General features: G+C 45.2%; 12 protein-coding genes and 1 other RNA gene. 5 read left to right on the plus strand and 8 right to left on the minus strand.

From position 1 onward, the window contains the following. The first annotated feature begins 158 nt into the window (after positions 1-158). The 5 genes from zapA to serA all read left to right on the plus strand — a co-directional run bounded on the left by zapA (position 159) and on the right by serA (position 3,546). Positions 159-467 carry a cell division protein ZapA gene (gene zapA, locus J4N42_RS12105; protein ID WP_252028287.1) on the plus strand — a complete coding sequence of 103 codons (309 nt, stop codon included), beginning with the start codon at positions 159-161 and terminating at the stop codon, positions 465-467. Between the two features lie 18 nt (positions 468-485). Beyond that, positions 486-670: non-coding RNA, 6S RNA (ssrS, locus tag J4N42_RS12110), on the plus strand. Between the two features lie 60 nt (positions 671-730). After that, the gene (locus J4N42_RS12115) at positions 731-1,321 is read left to right on the plus strand and encodes a 5-formyltetrahydrofolate cyclo-ligase (protein ID WP_252028289.1); all 591 of its coding nucleotides are present in this window, start codon (positions 731-733) and stop codon (positions 1,319-1,321) included. An 86-nt stretch (positions 1,322-1,407) separates the two neighbouring features. Beyond that, positions 1,408-2,064 carry a ribose-5-phosphate isomerase RpiA gene (gene rpiA, locus J4N42_RS12120; protein ID WP_252028291.1) on the plus strand — a complete coding sequence of 219 codons (657 nt, stop codon included), beginning with the start codon at positions 1,408-1,410 and terminating at the stop codon, positions 2,062-2,064. Between the two features lie 252 nt (positions 2,065-2,316). Beyond that, positions 2,317-3,546: a phosphoglycerate dehydrogenase gene (gene serA, locus J4N42_RS12125; RefSeq protein ID WP_252028293.1), complete on the plus strand. Its 1,230-nt coding sequence runs from the start codon at positions 2,317-2,319 to the stop codon at positions 3,544-3,546. A 62-nt stretch (positions 3,547-3,608) separates the two neighbouring features. Here the strand turns inward: serA and ilvN are convergent, their stop codons facing one another. The 8 genes from ilvN to J4N42_RS12165 form a co-directional block, all read right to left on the minus strand. Beyond that, positions 3,609-4,103 (minus strand): acetolactate synthase small subunit, encoded by a 495-nt coding sequence (ilvN, locus tag J4N42_RS12130; RefSeq protein ID WP_252028295.1) that lies wholly within the window; start codon positions 4,101-4,103, stop codon positions 3,609-3,611. A 1-nt stretch (position 4,104) separates the two neighbouring features. Further along, positions 4,105-5,826 carry an acetolactate synthase 3 large subunit gene (locus tag J4N42_RS12135; RefSeq protein ID WP_252028297.1) on the minus strand — a complete coding sequence of 574 codons (1,722 nt, stop codon included), beginning with the start codon at positions 5,824-5,826 and terminating at the stop codon, positions 4,105-4,107. A 435-nt stretch (positions 5,827-6,261) separates the two neighbouring features. Next, the gene (locus tag J4N42_RS12140) at positions 6,262-8,070 is read right to left on the minus strand and encodes an AMP-dependent synthetase/ligase (protein ID WP_252028299.1); all 1,809 of its coding nucleotides are present in this window, start codon (positions 8,068-8,070) and stop codon (positions 6,262-6,264) included. Positions 8,071-8,245: 175 nt separating this feature from the next. Then, on the minus strand, positions 8,246-9,205 hold the full coding sequence (leuO, locus tag J4N42_RS12145) for a transcriptional regulator LeuO (RefSeq protein ID WP_252028301.1): 960 nt from the start codon (positions 9,203-9,205) through the stop codon (positions 8,246-8,248). 351 nt (positions 9,206-9,556) lie between these two features. Next, a complete protein-coding gene (locus J4N42_RS12150; RefSeq protein WP_252028303.1) occupies positions 9,557-10,603 on the minus strand; it encodes an MJ1255/VC2487 family glycosyltransferase in 1,047 nt (348 codons plus the stop codon). Then, entirely contained in the window at positions 10,603-11,136 is a 534-nt protein-coding gene (locus J4N42_RS12155; RefSeq protein WP_252028305.1) for a phosphatase PAP2 family protein, read from the minus strand. Before J4N42_RS12155 ends, J4N42_RS12150 begins: the two co-directional genes overlap by 1 nt. A gap of 174 nt (positions 11,137-11,310) precedes the next feature. Then, the gene (locus J4N42_RS12160) at positions 11,311-14,415 is read right to left on the minus strand and encodes an efflux RND transporter permease subunit (RefSeq protein ID WP_252028307.1); all 3,105 of its coding nucleotides are present in this window, start codon (positions 14,413-14,415) and stop codon (positions 11,311-11,313) included. Then, positions 14,412-15,728, minus strand: a complete 1,317-nt coding sequence (locus J4N42_RS12165; protein ID WP_252028309.1) for an efflux RND transporter periplasmic adaptor subunit — start codon at positions 15,726-15,728, stop codon at positions 14,412-14,414. The genes J4N42_RS12160 and J4N42_RS12165 overlap by 4 nt, the downstream gene beginning before the upstream one ends. Position 15,729 lies beyond the last annotated feature (1 nt).

A 15,729-nucleotide genomic window follows, 5' to 3' on the forward strand; every position in this document is an offset into this window, starting at 1 on the left:
CTTTTGCTCAAATTGCCCAATATCTGTGTTATTGAGCTGCCATTTACATGACCACCGTGGGAAAAGCTTGAATGTTATAGGCGCTTTTCCTATAGTTTCCCCCTCGGTGGTTGTATTATTATCAGCCCCTTAAGTAGCGCGAAAAGAGTTCATCCATCATGAGTAATCAAGCGGTAGACGTTGAAATTTTAGGTAAACTGACTCGAGTCAATTGCCCTGCGGGTCAAGAAGAGTCACTGATTGAAGCGGCAAAAGATCTTGATAATCGACTGAAAGAGATGACTGAGCGTACTAAGGTCACTAACGAAGTTCAGTTACTGAAGTTTGCAGCACTGAACATTTGCTATGAACTGCGAACCAAAAACCGAGCCGAGCAAGATCAACAGGACTTGCTAACAGAGCGAATGGAGCAGCTCTCAGCATCTTTGGAAGATGCACTACGTAAAGTTAACGCTGGACAGCAATAAGCTTTACTCACGACAAAATTTACCCTGGAGTGTGCGTCAGCAGGATTTAAGTCCCTGAGCCGATAAGCAATACCCAAGGGTTAGTACTTGATAACTATTGAGCAAGCTCGGCTCGTATCGAGAAGCCTACGGTCATCATTGCTGATCCGCCTTGAACCAGCTGGTTCAAGGGCCACAATCCTCAACGGCACTCTGGGGTATCCTCTCGATACCTATCACGCTATTCTATTCACCATGTCGTTACTCACACATAAGGTGAAGGGATGCCTCTCTCAAGACAAGATTTTCGCAAGCAAATCCGTCACATACGCAATCAGCTTAGTGATCGTCAACAAGTTCAAGCAGGGCAAACACTCGTCCAACAGTTTTCTTCAATTCGAGAAATTGAACACTGTCAGCGTATAGCAGTCTACCTTTCTGCGGATGGTGAAATTGATACCAATCCATTAATCGAATGGCTATGGCAGCAAGGCAGGTCCGTTTATCTCCCTGTTTTGCATCCATTTTCCAAAGGGCACTTACTGTTCCTGCATTACACGCCAGACACACCCATGGTACATAACAAATACGGCATTCTTGAACCTAAGCTAAATCAAACGCTGATTGCTCCAGTTAACAGCCTCGACTTAATCTGCACGCCATTGGTCGGATTCGATTCCCAAGGCCACAGATTGGGGATGGGGGGAGGCTATTACGACCGAACCCTTGAGAGATGGTTTAAAACAGGCTTAGGCCCAGTTCCTCTCGGTTTAGCACACGACTGCCAACACGTTGAACAACTGCCTACCGAATCTTGGGATGTTCCACTCCCTAAAATAGTGACGCCAAGCAAAATATGGCAATGGGAATCCTAACGCATTCTAGCTATAATCACGCCGCTTACACGGCATTCAAGCCGTAAGACTCAATCCAATACCGTCACACATCTCAGGAGATAGGCATGACTCAAGATGAAATGAAAAAAGCCGCTGGTTGGGCAGCGCTAAAGTATGTAGAAAAAGGCAGCATCGTAGGTGTTGGTACAGGCTCTACTGTTAATCACTTCATCGACGCTTTAGGTTCAATCAAAGAAGAGATCAAAGGTGCGGTATCAAGCTCAGAAGCCTCAACAGAACGTTTAAAAGCACTAGAAATCGAAGTATTCGACTGCAATGAAGTCGCAGGCCTTGATGTTTACGTAGATGGCGCAGACGAAATCAACCCGACACGTGACATGATCAAAGGCGGTGGTGCAGCGCTCACTCGTGAGAAGATCGTTGCCGCGATTGCAGATAAGTTTGTTTGTATCGTTGATGGTAGCAAAGCCGTTGACGTACTGGGTGAATTCCCACTGCCAGTTGAAGTCATTCCAATGGCGCGCTCTTACGTAGGTCGCGAACTGGTGAAACTAGGCGGAGATCCGGTATACCGTGAAGGTGTTATTACCGACAACGGCAACGTGATTCTTGATGTTCACAGTTTGAAAATCACAGATGCAAAAGCTCTGGAAGACAAAATCAATGCTATCGCTGGTGTTGTGACTGTTGGTCTATTCGCTCATCGCGGCGCAGATGTTGTCATTACAGGAACGCCTGAAGGCGCAAAAATCGAAGAATAAGACCTTCATTTTTGTTGTTTCATTACAAACGGTGCCTATTGGCGCCGTTTTTTCATTTTAGTCTATAAAAATTATGGCTTATTCCGTAATTTTCTTACCCAAACTGTATTTTTTTTGTTAACTTAATGGTCAGAAGACGCACAAGGAAAACGTTTGCGTGCTACATAATGCCTACAAAAACGTTTGCTTTACCTATTTTTGCTTAATGTGCGCCCGTTAAGCCCAAATTTCCCCACTTTAAGGAAGAAGACAATGGCCAAAGTTTCACTGGAAAAAGACAAAATTAAGATCCTCTTGCTTGAAGGTCTACATCCATCATCTGTAGAAGTTCTTCAGGCTGCTGGTTATACCAATATCGAATACCACAAGGGCTCTCTTCCAGAAGAAGAACTACTTGAAGCGGTGAAAGATGTTCACTTTATCGGTATTCGTTCGCGCACTAACCTATCCCAGCAAGTTATCGATGCCGCTGAAAAGTTAGTGGCTATCGGTTGTTTCTGTATTGGTACCAACCAAGTTGATCTCAATGCAGCTGCAGAACGTGGTATTCCAGTTTTCAACGCACCATTCTCAAATACACGCAGTGTTGCTGAACTAGTACTTGGCCAAGTGCTTCTGCTGCTACGCGGGATTCCAGAGAAAAACGCACTGGCGCACCGAGGAATTTGGAAAAAGAGTGCCGATAACTCTTATGAAGCCCGTGGTAAGCGCTTAGGTATCATTGGTTACGGCCACATCGGAACACAGCTGGGTATTATTGCCGAAAACTTAGGTATGCGTGTTTACTTCTATGACATTGAAAACAAGCTGTCGTTGGGTAACGCTACTCAAGTACATACGATGAGCGACCTGCTAAACAAGTGTGATGTCATTTCTTTGCACGTACCTGAAACGGCTGGCACTAAGAATATGATGGGTGCAGAAGAGTTTGCTCGTATGAAGCCGGGCTCTATCTTCATCAATGCCGCGCGCGGTACAGTCGTCGATATTCCAGCACTTTGTGCTTCTCTAGAGTCAGGCCACCTTGCTGGTGCGGCGATTGACGTATTTCCTGTCGAGCCAAAAACCAATGCGGACCCGTTTGAGTCACCGTTAATGCAGTTTGATAACGTTATCCTGACTCCTCACGTAGGTGGTTCTACGCAAGAAGCTCAAGAGAACATCGGAGTCGAAGTAGCGGGTAAGCTGGCGAAATACTCTGACAATGGTTCAACACTATCAAGTGTGAACTTCCCTGAAGTATCATTGCCAGAACACCGTGAATGCTCTCGTCTACTCCACATTCACAAAAACCGCCCAGGTATCCTAACGCAAATCAACACCATCTTTGCCGAAGAAGGGATTAACATTGCAGGTCAGTACCTACAAACATCTTCAGACATGGGTTACGTAGTGATTGATGTTGAAACGGCTCGCTCTGAAGAGGCGTTGGCGAAACTGAAGAAAATCGAAGGCACGATCCGCGCTCGTATTCTTCACTAATCTAGCGAACCACAAAACACAAAAAGGCCACATAACAATGCGGCCTTTTTATTATCTACTATTTAGGCTTTTAGCGCACGCTCACCACGAGCGATACCTACCACACCACTACGCGCAACCTCTATCACGTCAGTGACTTCAGATAGCGCCTGAATGAAAGCATCCAGCTTTTCACTGGTACCCGCCATTTGTACGGTGTATTGAGAAGCCGTAACATCCACAATCTGACCTCGGAAAATGTCCGCAGTACGCTTCACTTCTGCACGAGCAAAACCACTCGCTTTCACCTTAACCATGAGCAGTTCACGCTCAATGTGTTCAAGCTCAGATACCTCTTGCACTTTAAGCACATCAATCAGCTTATGCAGCTGTTTTTGGATCTGCTCAAGCTGCATTTCATCTGACGTGGTCGTCACGTTCAAGCGAGAAAGTGTTTCATCATCCGTTGGTGACACGTTCAGTGACTCAATGTTGTAGCCGCGCTGAGAAAACAGACCAACTACACGAGATAGAGCACCAGGTTGGTTTTCCATTAATAGTGAAATTATGTGTCTCATATTAGGTTCTCTCCGTTTTGCTTAGCCACATTTTGTCCATACCCTCGCCTTTGATTTGCATTGGGTATACGTGCTCGGTGTCATCCACACTGATGTCGACGAATACTAAGCGATCTTTCATTTCGAGTGCTTTTTGCAATCCAGATTCTAGTTCGTCTGGCGACGAGATACGCATGCCTACATGGCCATACGCTTCTGCAATCGCGGCAAAATCTGGAACAGAGTCCATGTATGAGTTTGAGTGACGACCTTGATAAACAATGTCTTGCCACTGTTTCACCATTCCTAAGAAACGGTTGTTCAGGTTGATGATTTTAACCGGGATATTGTATTGCAGTGCTGTGGACAGCTCTTGGATATTCATCTGAATACTGCCATCACCTGTTACAACTACCACTTCTTCATCTGGGTTGGCGAATTTAACGCCCATGCCCGCAGGCAAACCGAAGCCCATCGTGCCCAAGCCACCCGAGTTGATCCAGCGACGCGGCTTATTAAACGGGTAATAAAGCGCTGCAAACATCTGGTGCTGACCAACGTCAGACGCTACGTAAGCGTCTCCATTAGTAACTTTATGCAGGGTTTCAATAACTTGTTGAGGCTTAATACGCTCTGAAGATTTATCGTATGCAAGGCAGTTACGATCTTGCCAAACTTTAATCTCGCTCCACCAGCTATCAAGTGCTTGTGCATCATTAGTTCCACCCTGTTCCTCCAGCACTTTTAGCATGCTTTCCAGTACTTTTTCAGCCGAACCAACAATGGGTAAATCAACCTTAACATTCTTAGAAATAGAAGATGGGTCGATATCAATATGCATGATTTTTGCGTCAGGACAGTACTTTTCTAAGTTGTTAGTCGTACGGTCATCAAAACGCACACCAATACCGAATATCAGATCGGCATTGTGCATAGCCATGTTAGCTTCATACACGCCGTGCATGCCTAACATACCTAATGAATTCTTGTGTGTGCCAGGGAAGGCACCTAGCCCCATAAGGGTGCTAACCACAGGTAGGTTCAGTGTTTCTGCAAGCTTCAATAAATGTGCATCAGCTTCAGAAATAATCGCGCCACCACCCACATAAAGAACGGGCTTCTTCGCGTCTAGTAACGCTTTCAAAGCCTTTTTGATCTGGCCCTTGTGCCCCGAAATAGTCGGGTTGTAAGAGCGCATTTTGATCGACTTAGGGTATTCATATGGCAGCTTGATTTGTGGGTTCATTACATCTTTTGGAAGATCAATAACCACTGGGCCAGGACGTCCAGTCGTAGAGATATAGAAGGCTTTCTTCATGATCTCTGGAATGTCTTCGGCTTTTTTCACTAGGAAGCTGTGTTTAACAATCGGGCGAGAAACACCCACGATGTCACACTCTTGGAAAGCATCGTTGCCGATCAGGTTGTTCGGTACGTTACCTGAAATAACGATCATTGGAATGGAGTCCATATAAGCGGTTGCAATGCCTGTAACCGTATTGGTTGCTCCAGGACCAGAACACACTAGCACAACACCCGGTTTACCGGTTGCGCGCGTATAGCCATCTGCCATATGAGTTGCAGCTTGTTCGTGGCGAACAAGTACATGTTTGATTTGATCGGTTTTCGCATGAAGAGCGTCATAGATATCAAGAACAGAGCCACCAGGGTAACCAAAAATCTGTTCTACGCCTTCTTCGATCAGAGACTGAACCACCATCTCTGCGCCGGATAACATTGCCATATTTTTCTCCTTACCAGTGTCCGAGATGATTGGGTGTATCAAATGGGCTGGTTTTACATAGTCTAGGTCTTATTTGTAGCCTAATTCGAAATTTATCCACTTTCGGCTATGTCCTGTCTTTGTCATAACAAAGAACAAGGAATCGAAACAACTGTAACCTTTTATTTCCATACGGTCTAATGCGACAAAGATCCAAAATTTCCAGATCGTCTAGCTTTCAGCTAAATACCAAAATTAACCGCTACTTAATCTCAACATAACACCACATCTTGAAATAAAAGCCAGACAAAAAAGAATTAAATATCAATACAGGCGTTCTGTTTAGAGCAAATATTTGGTGTTTTCACCCCAGTTATTCATAAATCAAACAATAAAAAAGCCTCCACATCGCATGTGGAGGCTTTTTAATCACTTCAAATATTATCTAACGGAAAACTAGCTCTGTTTCTTTTTTTCCGTATACATTTCTTCGATTTCGTCCTGATATTTATCGTTAATCACTTTACGACGAAGTTTCTGAGTTGGTGTCAGCTCGCCATCATTCATAGAGAATGCTTTAGGCAACAGCTTGAACTTCTTCACTTGTTCAAACTTCGCGAGCTCTTTCTGCAATTCATTCACTCGCTTTTCAAACATTTCGACGATTTGATGATGCTTAATCAATTCAAGGCGATCATGATATTTAATATTCAGCTCTTTAGCGTGCTCTTCTAACGTATCGAAACATGGCACTATCAGAGCCGAAACGAATTTACGAGTATCAGCGATAACCGCAATTTGCTCGATGTAATGATCTTTACCAATCGCACCTTCGATCATCTGTGGAGCGATGTACTTACCACCCGATGTTTTCATTAATTCTTTAATGCGGTCGGTAATAAAGAGATTACCTTGCTCATCAATATGACCCGCATCGCCCGTTTTTAGGAAGCCATGTTCATCAAATGTTTTTGCGGTTTCTTCAGGTAGCTTGTAATAACCACGCATAACCATTGGGCCGCGTACCAAGATTTCGTTGTTTTCGCCAATTTTCACTTGGGCGCCGGGCATAGACATACCGATCGAATCCGGGTTAAAGCATTGGTCATCCCAACATGAAATGGTTGCCGTCGTTTCTGTCATGCCATAGCCAAGCTTTACATTGATACCAATCGCATGGAAAAAACGACCAATAGTTTCATCAAGCTTAGCGCCACCACATGGCATGAAGTTGATTCGACCACCCAGCAAGTCACGCAGCTTAGACAACACCATTTTGTCCGCTAGGTTATGTGCTTTCTTCAGCATCAGCGATGGTTTTCTACCTTCTTGCTGGCAAACCGCCATTTTAGCCCCCATATTCACCGCCCAAGTGAAAATCACTTTGCGTATGAATGGGGCTTTCGACACTTTTTCATGGATAGCAGAGAAGATTTTTTCGTAGAAGCGAGGAACAGCGCACATCACGGTCGGGCGTATTTCACCAAGAGCGTCGCGCACCTGCATCGTGTCTTGTAAGTAACAGTTGGTTGCACCGCGGTAAAGAACGTAGAAAGTCCAAGCTCGCTCGAAAACATGAGATAACGGTAAGAAACACAGTGATACATCACTTTCACTCAAGCTAAGGCGTTGGTCGTGACCTTCTAGCTGCGCTGCAATATTAGCGTAATCCAGCATCACGCCCTTTGGCTGGCCAGTTGTGCCTGAGGTGTAGATAAGCGTTAGCAGATCATCAAAATTAGCTTGCTCAAGACGTTGCGCTAGTTCTGCTTGATTCTCTTCGCTGCCTTTAGCAAGAAATTCATTCCAGCTCAAAGCAAACTCGCAACCGTCAACATTGATGTCGTGCGACATCGCAACAATCAATTCAAGTTGTTCACACTGCTCGAAAATCCCTACCGCTGCATCAAACTGCTCTTGCTCGCCGACAAACAGTACTTTCACATCGGCATTTTGGATAATGTAAGCCGCCTGAGCTGCTGTGTTGGTTGGGTAAATCGGTACTGTTACTGCGCGTAGCTGCAGAGAAGCGAAGTCAGCCACAGTCCAATTAGGCATATTGTTGGAGAAGATCCCCACTTTATCTTGAGTTCTCAGTCCTTGAGCCAATAGTGCAAGTGACAATGCGTCTACCTGCTGACCAAACTGCGTCCAGCTAATACCTTGCCATACAGTGCCGACTTTATGCTTTAAAGCAATACGCTCGCCACCCTTCGCAATTTGCTCTCGAATTCGTTTTACGATATGAAAATCTAAATTGGCCATGTCTCTTACCTTTGGCTTACACATGTAAGCTATTTTGAGCGCACAAGTGTACATTTCGAGTTAAAAAAGGCAACTGACGAACATCAAACTTATCAACAAAACTGTCAGTTTTAGCCATAAAAAAACCTTGTCCAAGCTAGCCTGGACAAGGTTTTTGTGTTGCGAAATGTAACGCTTAGTCTAGTGCGACAACTTCACCACAGATCATCATTAGTTGGTCACGGAACCAGATGTGGCCTTTGTCTTTTTCGCTCGACTCATGCCAGCTTAGGTAACCGCTGATGCTTGCGTTCTCGAATGGGAACTCTAGCACTTGAAGCTGATCTTTATTTGCAGCGTTTTCTACCATCCAACGAGGTGCAATCGTTACAAGCTCAGATTGACCAACAACGTACAGTACGTTGCTTAAGCTTGTGCCTTCGTAGTATGGCTGGCAGTCAAGTTCGCGGTACGCTTGCTCAGAGAAGCTGCGTTGGCCGTGAATTTTAGATAGTTTTGCGTGTTTCTCTTGAAGTAGAGCTTCTGGAGTCACAGAGCCTTGGATACGGCTGTGTGCTTTAGACGCAACAACAACAAGTTCATCTTGGAAGATTTCAGTGCTTGAGAAACCTTGCTCATCAAAACGAGCGTAATCGATAACGAAGTCGATTTCTTGGTAACGCATACGCTCAGCAAGCATACGGTCGAATTCTGCATCTAGGTGAAGCTGTACGTTAGGCGCTTGTTCATGAACAGTAGACATGATCTTTGGAGCAAAGCGCATATCACAAGGGCTGCAAATCGCGAGTTTGAATAGGCGAGTTGAAGTCTCTGGAGAGAACACCGAGCTTGGTAGTTCGTTGCGGATAAGTTGCAGTGCTTGACGAATAGGACCAAACAATTGGCGAGCGCGTTGAGTAGGCTGAATACCGCGGCCTTGACGCATGAATAGTTCGTCGTTGAACATCACTTTAAGGCGAGCAACTGCGTTACTTACCGCTGGTTGTGACATACCTAGGTTGTGCGCTGCACGAGTAATGTTTTGCTCTTGCATAACTGCATCAAATACGGTCAACAGATTTAAATCTACTCCGCGTAATGTGCTTTCCATACGGTAACTAGCAATAGCGCTCATTGCGTCTTTTTTATCTAACATTGGGTTACGCCTCTTGTTGTCATCGTCAACATTATTTAATGGGTGGTCGGAAAATAGATAACCTGTCGTTGTTATATTTACGCCTTAGATACTTCTCGGCTGACACCCACTATCGGCGAATCAATTGATGATTAGCAACAAGATTGACATTTAATCAGCAAATTTTACCCTCCAATAAAGAATCTCCTTAATTTTCAACCAATTAACTCTTTTATAAAAAACTATAAAACACATTTTTTTATGGTTTTAGTTCATTCATTCGGCTTAGCTATGAGTTAAATACTTTACCTTTGGTTACATTTAGCAAATCTATTGGTTACTCCGCCAATTAAATGACACCGCTTATATTGTTCATAAGTTTGAAACATAACTAGGAAAGTCGACCTTATCCCACAGCGTTTGGCTTAGCGTTCCATGGGTATCCCATTGCCCTGCCAACACCCAGTCCACAATAGCTTCTGCCACATCGGGATACTGCACACTTTCACCCGGTTTCTCATCCAGCCATTGACGAACAACACTGGCATCCAAAATATCCATCGCGGTTGCTAAACCTAAGCTTTCCAGCGTGGCAACATTGCTTTGCTGCTCAAACTGACCAGCCAACGGTTTCAGCAGTAGCTTTTTTCCTAAGCTCAAGGCTTCAGAAGGCAATTCAAAACCACCATTAGCAATCACGCCCCCACATTGATGTAAGTGATGCTGAAAATTGCTGTGACATAGTGGGAATAACTGAACATTTCCAATCTCATGTTTATCTACAACGTCAGGATGAAAACAGACGAACTTATGGCTGTTAAAGCGCGTTAACAACTCCTGAATGTCATCAACATTTTCAAACGGTAAATAGACCAAAATGAAGTCGCCTTGCGCGACTTGCTGCTCTATCGTCGCGACAATTGGTGGCAAAATAGGCTGCTCGAAATGATACCAATGCAGTCCAATAGCATAATCAGAAGGCGCAAAATGATGGATCACTTGCTTATCTAGCCAACTCGCGCCCTTTTTCGGCACCGAATAACGAAAAGCATTTTGGTGACTGATACTGATACAAGGTTTATTTTGTTTCTTCGCAGCCCACGCTGAAACTGGCTCGAAATCGTTAATAACCACATCATATTGGCTCAAATCGAGAGAGCGAATGTCCTTATTGAGCTGAACTAAACTGTTATCTAACGCGGTTTTCACGTAATCCACTTTGCCCTTTTGAGTGACAAAGCTCAGTCCCCTACGCGTTTCAAACTCTCCAAACTCCTGCATCGAGAAATACTTATCTTTCGCTCTTCCGGAAAACAGAAAATCGGCTTCGATGTCTCTCGCTTTTAATGCCTTATTCATTGCTCTTGCCCGAGCGATATGACCGTTGCCAGTCCCTTGCACTCCGTAAAGTATCTTCATTAGCTCACTCCAGAGGTAACTGAAAGAGCAATATTGGCGCAAGTAACCCCTAGCAATGCGCCAATCACCACATCGGTAAAGAAATGCACTCCAAGCAAAATGCGAGAAACACCAATCAGGCTTGCCCATAACAATGCATATTCAGTAAGAGCAGGATAGAAAGCTCCGATTAAGGTCGCCATTAGAAAACCGGCTGCTGTGTGACCTGACGGTAAGCTATAGCGATCTGAAGGAGTAATAAAAGCGGGGAGTAACGCAGACAACTCTTCTGGCCTGCGACGTTTAAAACTGTTTTTAAGAAACCAATAAATGGGTAGCTCAATAGCAAATGCAATTAAGCCTGCGAGTAAGAAAAGCTGCCCGACAAGGCCATCAAAAAACCAAGCCAATAGCCCAATGACAATATACAAATGGCCATCACCGCTGTGGGAAATAGCTTTACTGACATTAGCCACTTGCTGATTGAATCTGTGTTGTAAGCAGAAGGTTGAAAAAGCCAAATCAAACTTCGCTACAGGTTCGATAGTACGCATCACTAGCTCCTTTAAATGAAACGATGCAAGTACGATCAAATTAGTGCGACTAAATGACAATCTGGTTAAGGTTTGTTGGAGAAAGAATGAAGATTGCTATCGAAGCCTATCGAAATCGAAACCGCCTGTAAGAGTCAGGCGGTTTTGATGGTATGCCAGTTAACGTTAGTTAGCTTAGTGCAGTTCTTCATGTTTATGGACTAAGCCGAAGTCGGCCAATACAGCGTATGCGGCTGGGATCATAAACAGTACCAATAAGGTAGAAGCAAAAATACCGAACACAATCGAAATGACCAGCGGCTGAATCACCTGCGCCTGCAAGCTGGTTTCGGTGAGTAGCGGTAGCAAGCCTGCAGCGGTAGTCATCGAAGTTAAAAATACCGCCCTGAAGCGTTCTCGACTCGCTTTCACCACGGAGTCATGCACGCTGTCACCTTCATCGACGTGATGACGAATATATTGCACCAACAGAATAGAATCGTTAACGACAATACCGGCCAATGACACAAAGCCCATCATGCTTGGCATACTCAGTGAGTGGCCGAGTAGGATATGCCCCCACACGACACCAATGAAAGCGAGTGGAATCGCCAGCATCACCACTACAGGTTCTAAGTAACTACGGAACTGATAACTCAATATCGCAAACACACCAAACAAGCCGAGCAAGAAGCCTTTGCCCATTGATGCGCCCGTTTTCGCTGCATCTTTTGCCTCACCTTCAAAATCGAAACGTAAACCTGGGTATTTTTGCACTAACCTTGGCGCTTCATCTCGCTGGAACTGAGCGATGATTGCAGACGAGCTGGCTTTGGTATTGTCGACGTCACCAAACACACTAATAGTACGCAGCCCATCAATACGCTGAATTCTCACGTAGTTGCGCTGAAAATCCAAAGTTGCGATAGTCGCAAGCGGGATCTGAATACCGTCTGGCATAATAATTGGGAAGTTAGCTAGCTGCTGTAAATCACCGGCTTGAACCTTATCCAATCTCACTTCAATCGAAATATTCTCGACTCCAACCTGGATTTCGTCAGCCGTTTGCCCGAAGAACGCAGCTCGTAGCTGATTTGCGATCATCTGGCCATTTACGCCGTAGGTTTCTGCGCCTGGGCGAAGTTTCACTAACACCTCTTCTTTACCCATACGCATATCATCAAGCACACCGTGCACGCCTTCAAATTCATTCAGATACTGCTGAATTTCAATCGATGCTGCTTTCAATTCATCTAAATCATCATGCTTGGCGCGAATTTCGATCGCTCGACCACCTGGCCCCATTGTTGGCTGCTTAAAGACCAATGAAATAGGATCGGCCAAATCACCGATATCTTCTCGCCATGCGTTGATGAACTCATCAATGACTGTATTGCGTTGCTCTGCGCCGAGTAAGTCGAGTCGCACCGTCGCGACATGTGGCCCCGACTCATTTGCATCCGCATTGGCATTGAATTGGCTGGTAATATGCTGAACGAGGTTTCGACCTCCTTCTACTTCCTCACTCCAACTTTCATTTAAACGTTGAGCGGACGCGACTATTCTCTCCACGACTCGTTCAGTTTGAGATAGGGAAGCGCCAGGAGGAAGGATAATGCGCGCCTCTGCAATGTCGCCATCTAGCTCAGGGAAAGGTTGGAACTTGAGTAAACCACCAGCAATCGCAGCAACCGAAATCAGTAGTAAAGCAATCACACCACCCAAAAACGCATAACGGAACGCAACGACTTTCTCCACCGCATTCATCAGTGTGGTATTACGAAAGTGTTCAAATTTCTCTAGCAGTACACGCTTAAACTTAAGCGGTGGCTTCTCTTTCTTTTCTTTATGTAATGAATGCGACAAGTGGTTCGGCAGAATCAAAAATGCTTCGACAAGGCTCAGAGTCAGAACCAAAATCAGCACTTGAGGAACCGCTTTGAGCACCGCACCCATCTCACCATCTAGGAACAGTAAGCTACCAAAGATACAGACTGTGGTAAGGAAAGATGACAAGACCCCCGGCAGTACCTTCTTCACCCCATTAACAACCGCATCATCGACTTTCTGCCCTCGCTCTAAGTGAGCAGCAATGGATTCGGCGATAACAATGGCATCGTCCATCATGATACCGATAGCCATGAGCAAACCAACCAACGACATGATGTTGATTGATAAGCCAAGGTTCGCCATCAAAAACAAGCCACCAAGGAACGCAACCGGAAGCCCCGCAGCAACCCAAAACGAGTAACGTAAGCTGAAAAATAGCCACATGGTCGCGAACACCAACACAATCCCCTGCCAGCCATTTCTCACCATCATGGTGAGGCGATCCCATAAGACCGAGGAGAGATCGTTTGTCATCTGCAGCTTCACACCATCTGGTGCGATTAAGCTTTGCTCTTCGACAAACTGAGTGACTCTGTCTTTGATCCGCAGTGCATCATCTTCTTTGTTCTTACTGATCTTCAGCAAAGCCGATGGCTTACCGTCGAACAGTACTTTCTGCTCATCAAGTTCAAAACGATCAGTGATCTTCGCGATGTCTCTTAGTCGAATCAGAGATCCATTTGGACCAGAGCCTACCACGATGCTTTCCAGCTCTTGCGGAGTAATGCGCCTTTCATCAAAACGGATCAGAAAGTTTTTGTCTGGCGTTTCCACATTACCACTAGGCAGCTTAACGTTTTGACGTCCAACTTGATCAGCAATGTCCCCGACACTCAAACCCAGTTGTCGCATCGCTTGAGCATCCAGTTCAATGCGATATTGGTGATCAGAAAATCCACTGACTTCCACCAATGAAACGCCGTAATCTAACTTGAGAGTACGTTTTAAATCTTCGGCGTACGCTTTAAGCTCCGGCCAGGTGGTATCTGCGGTAATCGCTACATCAACAACAGGCTCATTCCAATCTAGCTCTTGAACGATCGGTGACTCTATTTCTGCCGGAAAGTCATTGATTGAATTGATCTGCGTTTGCACATCGACCAACATCCTACCGATATCAGCTTTTTCATTGAGCTTTAAGATAAGGCGAGCAGAGCCTTCAATCGCTTCACATTGCGTCTCTTCAATATTTGCTAGGCCATCGACTGCATCTTCCATACGCATACAAATGCTTTCTTCCACCTCTTGTGGTGAAGCACCTGGGTAGACAACCCCAGCCATGATGTACGGTGGATCAAACTCAGGAAAGGTCTCACGTTTAATCGTCGGTAACGACACTAGACCAACCAACAACAGTCCGAGCATCAGTAGATTTGCAGCTGTTGGGTGTCTGGAAAAGAATGCGATCATGCTTTTGGCTCCTCAGTTTGAGTGCCAATTTCTCTTAATAGCATGCCATCAATAGCAGGAAGAAGATCGTTGAGAATCACTTTGTCGCCTTCTGATAATTCACCATCCACAACCACTTGATTGTCACGGCGATATAGCACTTCAACAGGGAGGATCTCTAAACGACTCTCTTGACTAAGTAGATAGATCTTATCGCCATGCAGCGCTCGTTCCGGTATCGACCAGCTCGGATTCGCATGACCTTCGATCTCCGCTTTGACAAACATCCCATTCACCAGTGGTGGCACAGTTTGAGGCTTAAGATCGGTATAATCTTGGCTGATCTCCAAGATCACTCCAGCCGTAGCTTGGTTAGGATCAACCGTTTCACTAATGCGGGCGACTTTCGCTGGCCAACGGGATCGCAAACTGCCACTACTCAGCTCAATATTGGCCTTAATAAACGCCATATCAGGCTGAGGGATACCCGATTCATCTCGGCTGAAGTCTTTTAGGCTCATTGCCAACGTTTGCATGTCGTGAATAGAAAGTTGCGCTTCAACTTCCATGACATCGATACCGTGCGCGGTAACCATCGTTTGCTGCAGATTCACCACTTGGTTCTGCTCGATTTCCACATCAGCAATACGCAGGTTTTCAGGTAAAGTGATCGACGTTTTCTCTAACGAACGCTGCGCTTCTTGTACTTTAGATACATTCACTTTGATTACGGCTTCTGCCACACGTTTTTCATCAGGCATCAGGTCGATCTGGTTCTGAATGTCCAACACCAACTTTCTTTGTGACAAAGCACTTTGTTCTTGTTGATCGACATCAGACTGGGACGTTAGTCCTTTCTTACGCAGATTCAGTTTTCGCTCAAGCTCAGTATTGGCAATGTTTAAGCGGTTGTTCTCAATTTTAAGTGTTTGTTTGAGGTTCTCTTCCTCCTGATTCAATTTCGCCAATGAGGTTTTACTCGACTTCAAATCCGCCTGCGCTTGCACCAACTTCAGCTCATAATCGAGTGGATCAATACGCAGAATCTCTGTCCCCGCTGGGAGTATTTGCCCTTTCTCAAGTTTCGGGTGCCTGTAAACGACTTTACCCGTTACTTCTGCAATAGCTTTCCACTCCATTTTTGGCGTGATCTTGCCGAAGCCAATCGCCAAAGGCGCCATGTTAGTTAGCGCTAAGGTTTGCACTTCGACGACCCTTGCTCTATCGCCTGCAGGTTTAACGGGTAAATCCGGGCGCATGTTAATCGCCAACACTAAAACCAATATACCGACCGCTAAAGCAGGGAAAAAAAGAAGTTTGCGGTTAATTTTCATC

It is taken from the genome of Vibrio sp. SCSIO 43135, from assembly GCF_023716665.1.
GTDB classification, from domain to species: Bacteria; Pseudomonadota; Gammaproteobacteria; order Enterobacterales; family Vibrionaceae; genus Vibrio; species Vibrio paucivorans.